The following is a 14,650-nucleotide window of genomic DNA, read 5'->3' as shown; positions in this document are numbered from 1 at the left end:
ATTTATTTGAATACTTTGGCTTGTAATAGCCAGTGCTGACTCTTATTACTATATCTTCATTTTATTTCAATAATTTACAGTTAATGTAATAAAATGTTAGAATTAAGTTAATCTAGGTAATTATATTAACATTTATCTGGAAATATATTAAAGGGGGTATTTTTAATGAAAAAAGGTTTAACTTTTTTGCTAATGCTTATATCTTTACTTTCATTTTCATCGGTTGCTAATGCTGAAGAAACCACTCAAATCCCTTCTAATGTTACAAAAAATCTTAAAGTAGCATCTGATAGTCATAAAGTTTTCCAAAGTGTACAGATTAAGAAAGAGGGAGATAAGCGTAGTATCGTTATTGATGATTCTCGTAAAGACGATGGAATACCAGAATATTATGAGGTTACTGTTGATGAAAATAATGGAACATATAAAGCTATTAAAAGAAATAGTTTGGTGAAAAGTAATAATCTAATTTCCTCACAGAAAAGTAATATTCTAACCCCCCTTTCGACGTATTCATATACAGCACATGTTAGAGCACATACATATGACCCAGTTAATATCGATTGTAATTGGACAGAACTAGGAGAAAGCTGGAGCGAAAGTTCAGGCTCATTTTCTCTAAATTGGAGGTCTTTACACACATGGGATGCCAAACCTACTAGTTTAGGCACTTATTGGTACTATGTTTGGTCACATTATAACAATGACCCACTCTACTATAATTCTGCATCTGCTCAACATGTAAATTACAATTTTGGAGGGGGTATTTTGGGTACAACTTATGCTGAGCATTGGATTTATATCTCCCCGGAATCGCATGGAAATTATCATTGGGAAGCTCAATTAAATACTTCAGGAGTTGCAGGAAATCTACTTCATATTGGAGTTGAAACATATTAATATGTTACCAACAAAAAGCATTCCATACCTTACAGTATGGGATGCTTTTATTTGTTACGTAAAGATAAGCATCATGAAGGAGGAGGATTTTATACCTTATTTTAAATTTTTATTTTGGCTGCAATAGGACAGAAAAAATTTGTATAATTAAAGCTAATATAAACAAATTCCAAATACTAGGTATTGCAGATAACCCTAAATAAAGACTTCCCGGTAAAGAAATTATAAGAAATATAAATGTTAACATTTTATTTGATAAGATTACAAACAAAAATGTTAAACATACAGGTAAAACAATAATTGTAAAAACTATAATAATAGTTTCATAATTAATAGAGGCTTCGCTGTACGGGTTATAGTATAAAAATATCACTGACAATAATATAAATCCTATTGTAGCTATAAAACTAAGGGATATGCGTATTTTTTTTTTCATTTATAAACCTCCTTGTGTTATTATCAACTCAAATACCTCCATACCAATATTATACAGTTTTGCTCCCTGCCAACACTAACATTTTCCTGTTTATCACTTCACACCTGGCACTGCCCTTGATTCAACTAGTATCAAGGACAGTGCAAAAGGAATCAACCGTACTCAAAGATGGCTATTACGGAAGCCCGACAGGAATATACACGAAGTGCTCAATTAAATTTCAAATCTAATTCCATCTACTTTGCGGGTGGTTTCAGCTACGCTGGGAATACCACTGATAGCTGAACAAAGTAAAAAAGAGCCTAAAGGTGAATAGAGAAAAGATAAGCCTACAGCAACACCAAAAGAAATTATGAACTTTCAAGACTTAAAATCCCTGCCAAAAGAAAAGCAACTTCAAATATTAGATGATTACACAGAACGTTTTATTATGGACTTCTGTAGTGATTACTGCCACTGAAATGTACCACTATTGCCATTGTTTGTACCAAGGAATGCCAAAGAATTTACCACTAATCGGCAAGTTATTTACCAGTAACTACTTTCTGTATAATTAGTGAGCATATCTTGCGATATGACACTTTATATGGGAGGTTTTTTTATGATCCAATATCGTAAGATACTGGAATTACATGATGAGGGAATCAGTCTTAGAGGGATTTCTTCTAGTACTGGCAACTCTCGGCAGAAAGTAACAGAGGTCATTGAATTGGCTAAGAAGAAGGGATTGACTTGTCCGTTTGACGAGGAAATGAATGATAAATGGATTGAGGAATTTCTTTTTCCTGAGAAGTCATTTGAGGCTTCTGGAAGGCAACCTATCGACTTTGAATATATTCATAGAGAGTTGGCCAAACCAAACGTTACCCTTTCCCTATTGCACTATGAATACGAAGTGGCAAGCCGGGCGAATAACAAAATTCCTTATTCATATCGAAGTTTCAGTCGCTATTATAGCAATTATGCGCAAAAATACAAAGCTACCATGCGTATCTGGAGAAAACCGGGGGAAATTTTAGAGGTGGATTGGGCAGGATCCACAGCCTTTATCATTGATAGGGATACGGGGGAAAAGGTGAAAGCATATGTGTTTGTGGCGACATTGCCGTGCAGCCAACTTTCCTATGCGGAAGCAACCCTTTCAATGGATTTACATGCCTGGATTGGAGCACATATTCGAGCGTATGAATACTTCGGTGGTTCTACCCAAATAGTTGTATCGGATAATCTGAAGACGGGCGTGACAAAACATACTTCAAGGGAACTTGTATTGAATCCAACCTACAAGGAAATGGCCAATCATTACAATACAATCGTCATGCCAGCACGTGTACGCAGCCCTAAAGATAAACCAAGTGTCGAGGGCTCTGTCGGGAATATTTCGACATGGATCATAGCTGCATTAAGGAATACCCACTGTTTTAGTATTGAAGAGTTGAATGAAGAAGTAAGAAAGAAATTAGATGAATTCAATCATCGTCCTTTTACCCGAAAGAAAGGAAACCGTTATTCCGCATTTGAAGAAGAGGAGAAATATGCGCTTTCCCCTCTTCCGGACATGCCCTATAAGATATCAGAGTGGAGGACGGCAAAAGTGCGACCGGATTACCACATATCCGTTGAAAGCATGTTTTATTCAGTTCCATACGAATACATCAATCGGCAAGTGGATGTGAAGCTTTCAAGTGATATGGTAGTCGTCTACTTCAATCATATGTGGTTGACTTCACATAAAAGATTATATGGGAGATTCGGGCAGATATCAACTGTCCGGGAACATATGCCAGACAATCATAAATTATTCTTGGACCAAACCCCTGAAGTGGCGATTGAATGGGCAGAAAGCATTGGTTCTTCAACATTGTGCGTTGTGCAATCTCTTTTAGATACCTATCAATCTGAAAAACAAGCATTACAATCAATCTTTTCTTTAAAGAAAATGGAGCATCGTTATACCAAATATGAAATAGAACTTGCATGTAAAATGGTGCTCTCCATGACAAGAAGACCGACGGTCAAAAGCATTCAGACGATATTGAAAAACAACAAGAAAAAGGATGCAGAACAAGAATTGAAGCAAAACACAGAAATAACCGACACCAACTATGGCTTCACCCGTGGGGCTTCTTATTATGGAGGAAAAGATAAATGTTAAATGATCAAATGTTATCCAAACTACAAGAAATGAAATTAATCGGGATGGCTGAAGCTTACAAGGAGCAGTCTCTAAATAAAGAATACAAGTCCATGAGTTTCGAAGATCGTTTCTCTCTGCTAATTGATTTAGAGTATTCTCGTCGCAAAAGCAATAATTTGAATCGATTAATTAAAAATGCCACATTTTCGGACTCAAAAGCATGTATTGAAGATATTGAGTATTTTGAGGACCGCAAATTGAAAAAGGAACTCATTTTGAAGTTAGCCAGTGGCCTTTATATCCAAGACCATCATAATATCATATTGAAAGGACCTACTGGATCAGGGAAAACCTTTATGGCTTGTGCTTTTGGTGTATCGGCATGTCGTCAATTTTATAATGTAAAGTATATTCGATTACCTGAATTACTGGATGAATTGTCTCTGGCAAAATTGGCTGCCGATGGCAGCTATCGTAAGTTGATCAAGAAATATACAAAAACAGATGTGCTCATTCTTGATGAATGGTTGCTTACGGAACTATCAAAGGATGAAGCAAATATCCTGTTGGAGATCACCGAAACCCGGCACAAATCCTCCTCCACCATTTACTGTTCACAAATTGATCCTAGTGGATGGCACATGAAATTAGGAAATGGCACCATTGCGGAAGCCATTCTAGACCGTATTATCCATGATTCTTATCAATTCTTATTAGACGGTGAAATCTCCATGCGAGAACGTCATGGATTAGGAAGAAATGTCTAAGAAATGGCTATTTTAACACAAAAAGATTTAAACAAAATGGAAGAATACTATTATTTGGTCGGCCATAAAGAGTGGAACCCTTTCCCAAGCAAATTGGTGGAAAAGCTTCTGAAAGTTTATGGAGAAGAGCCATTTCCATATGAATGGACTGAGCAAGATATCCATGAAGGAGCAAGGAAAATCATAATGGAGTTCTTCAAGGGTTAACATTGTGAACTAAAACCATAAAAAAGCTTCTCTAGATACACAATGTAATAAGAGAAGCTTTTTATTGGTAAAGGAAATGGCGAAGCCTGGTAAATTCTTTGTCAAAGAGTGGTACAAAAGATGGCAGAGGTGGTAAATTCCTATGGCCGTAATCAAACAAAATAATTTTACTTGTAAATACAATTGAAAATGAGGCTTTATTGATATGGAAATTGAGTTGAATAAACAAGCCGTTTTAACTATTCGTGGTTTGTATTTTTGTATTGTGGAACAGTGGGCATGTATTAACAAAGTACATGGTATTTCTTCAGCTCAGCAACATCTCTTATTCATTTTATCTACACATGAAAAACCACTAACAATTAGTGAGATAAGCAATTTAGGTTGTTGGCACTTATCTACAGTAAGTCGACTGCTACAACCCTTGATAAGAGAGAATTTTGTTACTGTACAAAAATGTAAAACGAAATACAAATATGTATCAATTACTGATCAAGGCTTCGAAAAGTTAAAGGAAATTGCAAAGCAAGTTTTTCCACTGAAGGAATTTCCGTTTGATTTTTCAGATATTGAACTAGAAGAAGTTCAAATATTTATTGAAATAGGGTTGAAAATATTAAAAAATTTTAAGGGTGAGGAATTTTTAACTTGGGTTAAAAAACCCCACTTCCAAGAGTATCAGTCGTCCTAGTTATTAATGATATTTCTATCGTTGTTTACAATTTATTAGGAGGGGACAAAAATTGGAAACAGATCACAGTATTAGACTTACATCTGGTGAAATTGCGAGTTTATGGACGACATACATGAGTGATAGCATGGCAATATGCGTGATTAAACATGCTTTAGATAAGGTAGAAGATACAGAAATTCGTGCTGTTTTGGAATTAGCTTTAAATTTATCCCAAAGCCATGTGGATAAAATTAAACAAATTTTTATTGATGAAGGCTTCCCTGTTCCACACGGTTTTACAGATGAAGATGTAGACCTTAAGGCACCTCGTTTGTTTTCAGATTCTTTTTGGTTAATGTACATCAACAAAATGTCTATTAACGGTTTGACTGCTTATGCTGTGGCATTGACTACTGCAACACGTGCTGACATTCGTGATTTTTATACTCATGTTAATGATTCAACTATGGAACTTTATAACAAGTCACTTAATGTTAAACTATCCAAAGGACTCTTTGTAAGACCACCTTACATTTCTACACCAGAAAAAATTGATTTTGTAAAGAAGCAAAGTTTTTTGACAGGGTGGTTTGGAGAACGTAGACCAATCAATGCTGTGGAAATTAGTCATATTGACTTTAACATAAAAAAAAGTATTTTAAAGGAAGCAATTATGCTTGGATTTGCTCAAGTAAGCCAGTCAAAGGAAGTAAGGAATTTTATATCACGAGCAAGAGACCTTTCTTCAAAACACATTGAGATTTTCCGTACAATATTAACTGATAACAATCTACCGTCTCCTTCATCTTGGGAATCAGAGGTAACAAATTCCACCATTGCACCCTTTTCGGATAAGTTAATGTTGTTTCATACGCAATTATTGGTGAATTATGCCATAGGTTATTATGGCGCTAGTTTGGCTGGGTCTTTTCGGAGAGATTTAGCAGTTAAGGTAACTCAAGTAATCGGAGAAGACTTGTTACTTGTTGAAGATGGAGTAAATATCATGATTGATCGTGGTTGGCTGGAACAAACACCACAAGCAGATGATAGGGACGAGCTCATAAAGAAATAGAGAAGCACGTTAGTCGCTGCATTTGTAGTAAAAGTTATTAAACCAGTAAAGAATGTTTGAGTTATAGATGGGGTTGCTGGCAGCAATCCTATTTTGGTGCTAAAGGATTGGAATAGCTTGTCACTTTAGGAGTTATTTTGCATCTATTTTCAGTGCTATTTTGCACTATAAATAAATATAAAAAGTCCAATTTCTCAACATTAAAATTAAGAAATTAGACTTTTGTCATTACTCCAGAATAGCGCCCGATCGTAATATAAGTTTAACCAGTTTTTACTGGTTGAACTTTTTTTAATTGGTTTTATTATAGCGGTAGTCGGAGTAGAACGTAGCGCCCGTGGGACTCGATCCCGTCCGCAAAACTGTTCACTCCCTACTTGTATAAGCATGTTTCAGGCTGGTTGGGACACAGATCCCGTTTAACAAGCGAACCTATGATAGTACAAGCAGCTCTAGGGACAACCGACTAATCTTATTTTCTAAGGAGGAGATGATCATGAATCCAGTAGTAGGTCTGGATGTTTCTAAAGGAGAAAGTCAGGTACAAGCATTCTTGGATAAGAGTCAACCTTTTCGTAAAAGTTTTAGTGTAAAGCATACTGTTGAGGGTTTTGAGTATCTATTAGGATTCTTAAAAGAGATTGAAAGAGTAGCTGATGGTAAGAAACCTTCGGTTATCTTAGAATCAACAGGGCATTACCACTCTCCTGTTATTCAATTTTTGGAGGAACAACAATATGTTTATATTATTGTGAACCCCCTTATCTCTCATCGAGCACGGAGTACAAGTTTAAGAAAAGTAAAAACAGACGCTGTCGATGCCTATCATCTATGCGAACTATTCTATAAAGAAGAAGTTGAGCCGTATAAGAAAAGAGGGCTTCAACTTTTAAACCTTCGTAATCTTACAAGACAACAAGAGATAATTACGGGTATCTCTACACAAACCAAGGTACAACTTCTAACAGTGCTAGATCAGGTATTTCCTGAATTTAGAGGTGTCTTTGGTGATTTATATTCAAAAGTATCTTTACAGACTCTTTCCTTATTTCCTACTTCTGAACATGTACTAAATACTACCGAATCTGTATTAACCAACAAGATTGCATCGTTATGTACTAGACGTTCTGAAAAGTGGGCAAAAGAAAAAGCACAAAAGCTTATTGAAGCAGCATTACGAAATCCATTTCAAAATAACTTGTATGAAAGTCATATTTTTAACCTAAAGATGTTAATTACCATCGTTCTTCAATATCAAGAGCATCTATCACAACTAGAAGCAGAAATAGATACCCTTGCTAAAGAAATTGAAGAATATAAGATTATCCAATCTATTCCTGGTATCGGAGAAAAGATTGCGGCAACAATCATTTCCGAAATAGGAGAAATAGATCGGTTTAATCACCCTAGTATATCATCTATATTTTAATTTTTTCATTGAAAAATGTTGACAACTATTAGCTGGTTTTGTGGAAGATCATCGTTTAAATCTTATTCAAGATAAGCTATCCTTTAGTTTAAGTACAAACCTTCACATACAATATTTTTTTGAATCGTGAAGAACACATTATCCTCCTCATTCCTTAATAAATAACAGTTTTTTATGCGATAAATCTATATAATCCTATCTAATAAATTCCCCACTCTTTTTGCCATTTCCTGCGGTGGATAAGGCATGCCATTTTTTAGCCACCATTCCACTACACCCACGTAAGCATTTGCAACAAATTCTGCAACTATATCTTCATTTTGACCGAGGTTTTTGCCTTTTGTTACATCTACGTCTTTTTTGAATTCTTCGATATTATGTTGAACAAACCGGCTACGAAAATACGGAGCTCCTTCACTTACCATCATCGTCGAAAAAAATAAATAATTACTTTCAAGATATTCCATGCAGAGTACGGTCGCTTCAATCCAATCCATTTCAGCTTCCAACTCACAAAGTCTAGCCATGTTACTAATATGTTCTTCGATAATCTTATCCAACAGATCAAATTTATCCATGTAATGAAGATAAACAGTTGCACGATTAATATTTGCCCTGTCAGAAATATCCTGAATGGTAATGCTATCGAAATTTTTTTCTGAAATCAATTCAAGAAATGCCTTTTTTATTGCTTCTTGAGTTCTAGCAACCCTTCTATCAACTTTTGACATGTTAAAAATACCCTCCTTTCTTGAGATAATCGACAATTTTTATCGATTTGTTGTGTAAACAACAAATCCGGTTAAATTAACGAGTTTCATGTCTTGTTTTGTTTTTAGTTATATTATAAATTATTGACAGATGTCGTGAAAACATCAATTGTAATTTTTATTTAACATGTCAGGATGTTATTGAATATGAAGAAACACGCCCCCGTTATTATAGGTGCACCCTATGGTGGTGTTAAAAAGCAGGGTTCAGTTATTTATGCTCAAAACAGGGCAGGGCGGCAATTCTCGTTTCATGTAAAAGTAAGGAGCAGTAAGTGAAAAGGATCAACGTTGAAAGCTGATAACGTGAAGGACTTACTTCCAATGAATTGGTATAATAAAACACCATTCTTGGTAAATCCTTAGTTAATGAAATGAAGTTTAAAATAACGACAATAAATTTGAAAGGATGAAAAAACGAAATGACAATTGAAAACAAGGTAGTAATAATCACTGGAGCTTCATCTGGAATTGGTGAAGCAACTGCAAAATTATTGGCAAGTAAAGGTGCTAAAATTGTTTTGGGCGCTCGTCGCGAAGACAAATTAAAAACATTGACTGAGGAAATTCAAAAAGCTGGTGGACAAGCTGCTTATCGCGTCACAGATGTTGTTAATCCAGATGATAGTCAGCAGCTTGTTCAACTAGCTAAAGACACTTTTGGTCGTGTCGATGTAATCTTCTTGAACGCTGGAATAATGCCTAATTCATCACTTTCCGAATTAAAAACTGACGAGTGGAACAGTATGGTTGACGTCAATATTAAAGGTGTATTGAATGGTATCGCTGCAGTATTGCCAACATTTACATCGCAAAAGTCTGGACATATCATCACTACTTCATCAGTAGCTGGGCTTAAAGCTTACCCAGGAGGTGCTGTTTATGGCGCAACAAAGTGGGCTGTTCGTGATTTAATGGAAGTTTTGCGTATGGAATCTGCCCAAGAAGGTACTAACATCCGCACAGCAACTATTTATCCAGCAGCGATCAACACGGAATTGTTGGGTACGATTACTGATAAGAATGTTTCAGAAGGTATGACTGCGTTGTACGAACAATATGGTATTTCACCTGATCGAGTTGCCAATGTTGTTGCATTCGCGATTGATCAGCCAGAAGATACGAACATTAATGAGTTTACAATTGGACCAACAAGTCAACCTTGGTAATAATTACAGGATAAGATAAAACTAAGAGCTATTCATTTTCTAAGGCATTGCTGTCGAGAAGACCTCGCAGCCTTTTAATTTCTTCTAACAAACCTATTAGTCGAAAAATGGAGGAATTAAAATGTCAAAAGATATAGAAGTTGCACTTGTCACTGGTGGGAATCGAGGAATTGGATATGAGCTAGTCAAGCAGTTGGCGTTAAAAGGTTTGAAGGTCATTTTAGCAAGCCGGGATCCAGAGATGGGTCATAAAGCTGTGCAAAGATTTAAAGAGTTAGATTTGGATGTTTCGTGTGTAGTGATGGATGTCACCAATCAAGAAAGCATCCGTCATGCTGCAGTAGCAATAAATGAAAAGTATGGGAAATTAGACTTATTGATTAATAATGCAGGCGTGTATTTAGATAAGAATGAAAAGTTATTGGCTATGGACCCTTGCATTCTTGAGAAAACAATGGCAACAAATTTCTTTGGAATTTACCATGTGATTCGTTCCTTTATTCCCCTCATGGAAAAACAAGGCTATGGGAGAATTATTAATTTGTCCTCAGAATATGGAGCCTTTAACGAAATGTCATATCCAGGAGTAGGAGCTTATAAGTTGTCTAAATTTGCCCTAAATGGATTGACACGTTTGGTTGCTGCAGAAATCAGAGGTGATATCAAAATAAATGCGGTCGATCCGGGATGGGTGTGCTCCGATATGGGTGGACCATCTGCTCCAAGAACCCCTGAGCAAGCTGCCGAATATATCCTTTGGTTTGCGACGATTGGACCTGAAGGACCAAACGGAGGATTCTTCAGAGATGGAAAACGAATCGAATGGTAGCAATACAGTATAAGCAAATTATTTGGTGTATAAGTATACTTCGATGAAGCGGGATTTTGAAATGTCATTGTTTAAAATCTAATTAAAGAAAATAGCCGATTATCCTTGTCATGAAAAGGATAATCGGCTTTTTCCCTAACCTTGTGAAGAAATACAATTAAACTAAACTTCGTTAGTTTAAGTTCACTACTTCACAATCTTAGTAAGTTATTCAATTAAATGGCCCGAATGCTGAACAAATAAAAAAAGGATAATCTGTATATTTAGTTCATAAACAGTATCTCCATTTTATGGAATATCCTACTTTTTCAAAATCCATAATAAAATGATATTTTTTGTTTTACTATCTCAAAAACGATTGTTTTTGAGATTTTTTATTTTAAGTTAGTTTTTAACGGTTTAATAACTTTTGTTTTGTATCAAAACATTACTCAAAATCTATATTTCTATAACTCCCCTTTATGATACAATTTTACATAGAGGTGAAAATTTTATATGAGTTCATATGTTTATGGATATGCTCGAGTCAGTACTAGGCAACAAGAATTAGCTCGACAACTTGATTTATTGAAAAATTATAATTGCAATGAAATACTAACTGAAAAAATGACAGGAACAAAGACTAATCGCCCTGAATTAAATCGACTGAAGGATAAATTAAGGCCGAGGGATACTGTAGTAGTTGAGAGTTTTTCACGTTTAGGTAGGAGTACGAAAGATTTAATTGATTTAGTTAACTATTTTGAGGAACACGATGTTAAATTAATCAGTTTAAAGGAAAATTTTGACACATCCACACCACAAGGAAGATTAATGATGACGGTGTTTCAAGCGTTTAGTCAGTTTGAACGTGAATTAATTGTAGAACGGACCAAAGAAGGATTAAAAAGCGCCAGAGCGCGTGGAAGACAAGGTGGACGTCCAAAAGTTAATTCAAGGGAGATTACAAAAGCAATCAATCTTTACCACACCGAGCAATATAGTGTGAAAGAAATTGTTGAAATGACTGGAATTAGCAGGGCCACTCTTTATCGCTATTTAGAAAAGTAGAGGGAGTTTGTATTATGGCATCGATTGAGAGAACAGCGTATCCTCGATTTAAACGTAACCTGACGAAAAAAGAACTGCATCAAATCTATACACCAACTATAGAAGAAACCCAATTTGTTCATTCCTTTGCACGGGGATCAGAATTTTTGCTGAAAGCCATGGTGCTGCTGAAAACATTTCAGAAATTAGGATACTTTCCAAAGAGTGACGCCATCCCGAAAGGGATCATTGAACATATTCGAGATTGCTTAAGCTTATCTCTAGATACTCCATTGGATATCCAACCGTCTCGAGTTACCCGTAAATATCAACAAAAGATCAGAGAGTATTTTCATGTCATACCGAACGGAAAAGAAACACGTCCTATCATGATAAAAATCTTAACCGAAGCAGCTAAGGTGAAAGATCATCCTCCTGATCTAATTAATATCGCTATTGAAGAGCTAGTTAAAAATCGATGCGAGTTACCGAGTTTCCGTGTCCTAGATGAGTTAACTGGGCAAATTCGCAGGGCAGTAAATGAGGATCTGTTCCAACTGGTATTCAATAGGCTGTCTAGTGAACAGATACACTCTTTCAATGAATTGCTTATAAGAAGCACGAACCAACATTACAGTGACTACAATCGGTTTAAAACCCTACCCAAAAAGCCAACTTTGAAAAATCTAAGGGATCATATCGACTATTTTATTTGGCTTCAATCTTACGGTGATATGACACTCTCTTTGGAGGGAATTTCACCATCTAAGATTAAATATTTTGCAGCTGAAGCCAAATCACTAGATGCAGCCGAATTAAAAGATTACTCCGAACCGAAGCGAATCACTCTTCTCATCAGTTTAATCCATCAATCCCAAGTAAAAACCAAAGATCACTTGGCTGAAATGTATCAAAAAAGGATTGGAACCATACATAACTCCAGCAAAGAAGATTATAAGGATATGAGGGAACAGAAGCAAAATGAACTAGAAAATCTAATTTCAATTTTTAACGACGTCTTGCTGGTCATGGCGAGTGAGAATGATGATGCTGTTAGTCATGAGAAAGTAAAAGAAACCATCGCCTCTTATGGAAGTGTCCAGACATTGTTGGATAAATGTGAAGCAGTTGCTTCAATTAGAGGAAATAACTATTACCCTTTCATCCAAAAACATTATAAAAATAGTCGGTCTATTCTTTTCAAGCTGGCTGATCTATTACAGTTTACATCTACCTCTCAAGATCAATCCTTAATGTATGCGCTTGAATTTGTGATGGAAAACAGGAACAAGCGCACGGATAGGCTGCCTGATGAAGTGGATCTCTCTTTTGCCTCTGATCAATGGCGCAGGATGGTTCGTGTAAAACAAAGGGTTGGAGGTTGGCTCATTCATCGCCGGCACTTGGAAGCTTGTGTCTTATCTTGTATTGCAACAGAACTAAAATCTGGCGATATTTGTGTCCCAGGGTCCGAATCTTATGCTGACTATCGAAAACAATTGTTACCTTGGGAAGAATGTAAACCTTTAATATCGGAATACTGTCGTGAATTAGGTTTCCCTGATAATGAGGTAGACTTTGTGAAGGGATTGAAATCATGGATGATTGAGTCCTCGAAACAAATTGATCGGGACTTTCCCGATAATGAGCACGTGAGCATTAACGAAGTCGGTGAGCCAATTTTGAAGAAAGTGAAGAAACGAGAATACAAAAAGTCATTAAAAGAATTAGAAGCGTTGATTAAGGAGCGTCTCCCTGAAAGAAATTTGATCGATATCTTGTGCAATGTAGAACACTGGATTAATTGGACACGTCATTTCGGGCCATCTTCCGGTTCCGATCCAAAGCTTAAAAATCCACGTGAGCGATACATATTGACTACTTTTGCTTATGGATGCAATTTAGGACCTATTCAGGCAGCTCGGCATATGCGAGCAGATGTGACCGGTAGTGCCCTATCCTATACAAATCAAAGGCATATTACGGCGAGAAAGATTGACCAAGCTTTGAAGGATATCATAAACCATTATCATTATGAGTTTGATTTACCTAAGCTATGGGGAAAAGGGGAATCTGCTGCAGCAGATGGAACCAAATATGATATTTATGAGGAAAATCTATTGGCTGAATACCATATTAGATATGGAGGTTATGGTGGGATTGCGTACCATCATGTATCTGACAACTACATTGCTCTTTTCAGCCATTTCATCCCTTGTGGGGTATGGGAAGCCGTTTATATCCTTGATGGTTTGCTGAAAAACGAGTCAGATATGCAACCAGACACTATTCATGCTGACACACAAGGTCAATCTACCCCAGTATTTGGCTTATCTCATCTGCTGGGTATCAAACTGATGCCGAGAATTCGAAATTTCAAACAGCTCACTTTTTTCCGTCCTAGTACTGACATAAAATATAAGCACATCGATTCTCTTTTTAGTGATACGATCGACTGGGATTTAATCGAATTACATTGGAAGGATCTTTTACGAGTGGTTTTGTCCATTAAGCATGGGAAAATCTCTTCTGCTATGTTACTAAGAAGGCTTGGAAATTACAGCCAAAAAAACAAGCTCTATCAGGCATTTAGAGAACTGGGACGTGTCGTGCGCACAGTTTTCTTACTGCAGTACATTTCTGATATTGAGTTGCGCAGGACAATCACTGCTACTACTAATAAAGCAGAGGCTTACAACGGATTTTCCAAATGGTTGTTCTTTGGTGGACATGGAATTATTGCTGAAAATGATCCTGAGCAACAAGAAAAGTTTATTAAGTATGGAGACCTGGTTGCAAATGCGGTTATTTTTCAAAACGTTGTGGATATGACCACAGTGATCCGGCAGTTAAGGAAAGAAGGACATTTCGTTGATCCAGACGATCTAAGTGCACTAAGTCCCTATCTTATGGAACATATCAAACGATTTGGCGATTACGTCATTGATTTAGAAGAACCACCTCAACCTTTAGATGGAAAGCTAGGATTAGTGCTTAAAACAGCTTAAGAAAAGGGCTTTTGAGCCATTTTTACATTTTTTTCTATCTATCATGCCGTTTTTGGACTTATCTCGGACTTACCCCTTTATAGGCATTTTGGAATAAAAGAAAGAAATCTGAATTAATCCCAGTTCCATTATTGTTAATATGCGAGAAAAGAGCCGCCTTTGCGACTCTCCATAAATATTACTTATTATGTTTTTTTGTGATTTCTTTCGCTTCTTTCATA

Annotated in this window: 13 protein-coding genes and 1 pseudogene; 12 read left to right on the top strand and 2 right to left on the bottom strand. The window is 36.2% G+C overall.

Annotated elements, in window-relative coordinates:
- Nucleotides 1–165 precede the first annotated feature (165 nt).
- Complete coding sequence (locus HPT25_RS27270; RefSeq protein WP_173071861.1) at nucleotides 166–900, top strand: hypothetical protein; 735 nt, start codon at nucleotides 166–168, stop codon at nucleotides 898–900.
- A 109-nt stretch (nucleotides 901–1,009) separates the two neighbouring features.
- Here HPT25_RS27270 and HPT25_RS27265 read toward each other — a convergent pair whose 3' ends face one another.
- Nucleotides 1,010–1,336 carry a hypothetical protein gene (locus tag HPT25_RS27265; RefSeq protein WP_173071504.1) on the bottom strand — a complete coding sequence of 109 codons (327 nt, stop codon included), beginning with the start codon at nucleotides 1,334–1,336 and terminating at the stop codon, nucleotides 1,010–1,012.
- Nucleotides 1,337–1,937: 601 nt separating this feature from the next.
- Between HPT25_RS27265 and istA the strand changes: the two genes are divergently transcribed.
- The 6 genes and pseudogenes from istA to HPT25_RS27235 form a co-directional block, all read left to right on the top strand.
- Complete coding sequence (gene istA / locus HPT25_RS27260; protein WP_173065353.1) at nucleotides 1,938–3,491, top strand: IS21 family transposase; 1,554 nt, start codon at nucleotides 1,938–1,940, stop codon at nucleotides 3,489–3,491.
- On the top strand, nucleotides 3,485–4,240 hold the full coding sequence (gene istB / locus HPT25_RS27255) for an IS21-like element helper ATPase IstB (RefSeq protein WP_173065356.1): 756 nt from the start codon (nucleotides 3,485–3,487) through the stop codon (nucleotides 4,238–4,240). Before istA ends, istB begins: the two co-directional genes overlap by 7 nt.
- A gap of 3 nt (nucleotides 4,241–4,243) precedes the next feature.
- Nucleotides 4,244–4,447, top strand: a complete 204-nt coding sequence (locus HPT25_RS27250) for a hypothetical protein (RefSeq protein WP_173065358.1) — start codon at nucleotides 4,244–4,246, stop codon at nucleotides 4,445–4,447.
- A gap of 205 nt (nucleotides 4,448–4,652) precedes the next feature.
- Nucleotides 4,653–5,138 carry a MarR family winged helix-turn-helix transcriptional regulator gene (locus HPT25_RS27245; RefSeq protein WP_173071860.1) on the top strand — a complete coding sequence of 162 codons (486 nt, stop codon included), beginning with the start codon at nucleotides 4,653–4,655 and terminating at the stop codon, nucleotides 5,136–5,138.
- 52 nt (nucleotides 5,139–5,190) lie between these two features.
- Nucleotides 5,191–6,195, top strand: a complete 1,005-nt coding sequence (locus HPT25_RS27240; protein ID WP_173071858.1) for a DUF3231 family protein — start codon at nucleotides 5,191–5,193, stop codon at nucleotides 6,193–6,195.
- 496 nt (nucleotides 6,196–6,691) lie between these two features.
- Nucleotides 6,692–7,603, top strand: a pseudogene (locus tag HPT25_RS27235) (IS110 family RNA-guided transposase); the annotation flags it as partial.
- Nucleotides 7,604–7,809: 206 nt separating this feature from the next.
- On the opposite strand, the gene HPT25_RS27230 reads toward HPT25_RS27235, so the two are convergent.
- A complete protein-coding gene (locus HPT25_RS27230) occupies nucleotides 7,810–8,355 on the bottom strand; it encodes a TetR-like C-terminal domain-containing protein (RefSeq protein ID WP_173071855.1) in 546 nt (181 codons plus the stop codon).
- Nucleotides 8,356–8,541: 186 nt separating this feature from the next.
- Here HPT25_RS27230 and HPT25_RS29200 point away from each other — a divergent pair, with 186 nt between their 5' ends.
- From HPT25_RS29200 to HPT25_RS27205, 5 genes are all read left to right on the top strand, one after another.
- Nucleotides 8,542–8,673, top strand: a complete 132-nt coding sequence (locus tag HPT25_RS29200) for a hypothetical protein (RefSeq protein ID WP_281368291.1) — start codon at nucleotides 8,542–8,544, stop codon at nucleotides 8,671–8,673.
- A 143-nt stretch (nucleotides 8,674–8,816) separates the two neighbouring features.
- Nucleotides 8,817–9,563: an SDR family oxidoreductase gene (locus tag HPT25_RS27220; RefSeq protein WP_173071853.1), complete on the top strand. Its 747-nt coding sequence runs from the start codon at nucleotides 8,817–8,819 to the stop codon at nucleotides 9,561–9,563.
- A 121-nt stretch (nucleotides 9,564–9,684) separates the two neighbouring features.
- Nucleotides 9,685–10,392 (top strand): SDR family NAD(P)-dependent oxidoreductase, encoded by a 708-nt coding sequence (locus tag HPT25_RS27215; RefSeq protein ID WP_173071851.1) that lies wholly within the window; start codon nucleotides 9,685–9,687, stop codon nucleotides 10,390–10,392.
- Between the two features lie 495 nt (nucleotides 10,393–10,887).
- The gene (locus HPT25_RS27210; RefSeq protein ID WP_173071849.1) at nucleotides 10,888–11,442 is read left to right on the top strand and encodes a recombinase family protein; all 555 of its coding nucleotides are present in this window, start codon (nucleotides 10,888–10,890) and stop codon (nucleotides 11,440–11,442) included.
- Nucleotides 11,443–11,456: 14 nt separating this feature from the next.
- A complete protein-coding gene (locus HPT25_RS27205) occupies nucleotides 11,457–14,429 on the top strand; it encodes a Tn3 family transposase (RefSeq protein ID WP_173071846.1) in 2,973 nt (990 codons plus the stop codon).
- Nucleotides 14,430–14,650 lie beyond the last annotated feature (221 nt).

Origin of the sequence: Neobacillus endophyticus, assembly GCF_013248975.1 — a bacterium.
Taxonomy (GTDB): Bacteria; Bacillota; Bacilli; order Bacillales; family Cytobacillaceae; genus Neobacillus; species Neobacillus endophyticus.
This window is presented reverse-complemented; position numbering and strand designations above follow the sequence as displayed.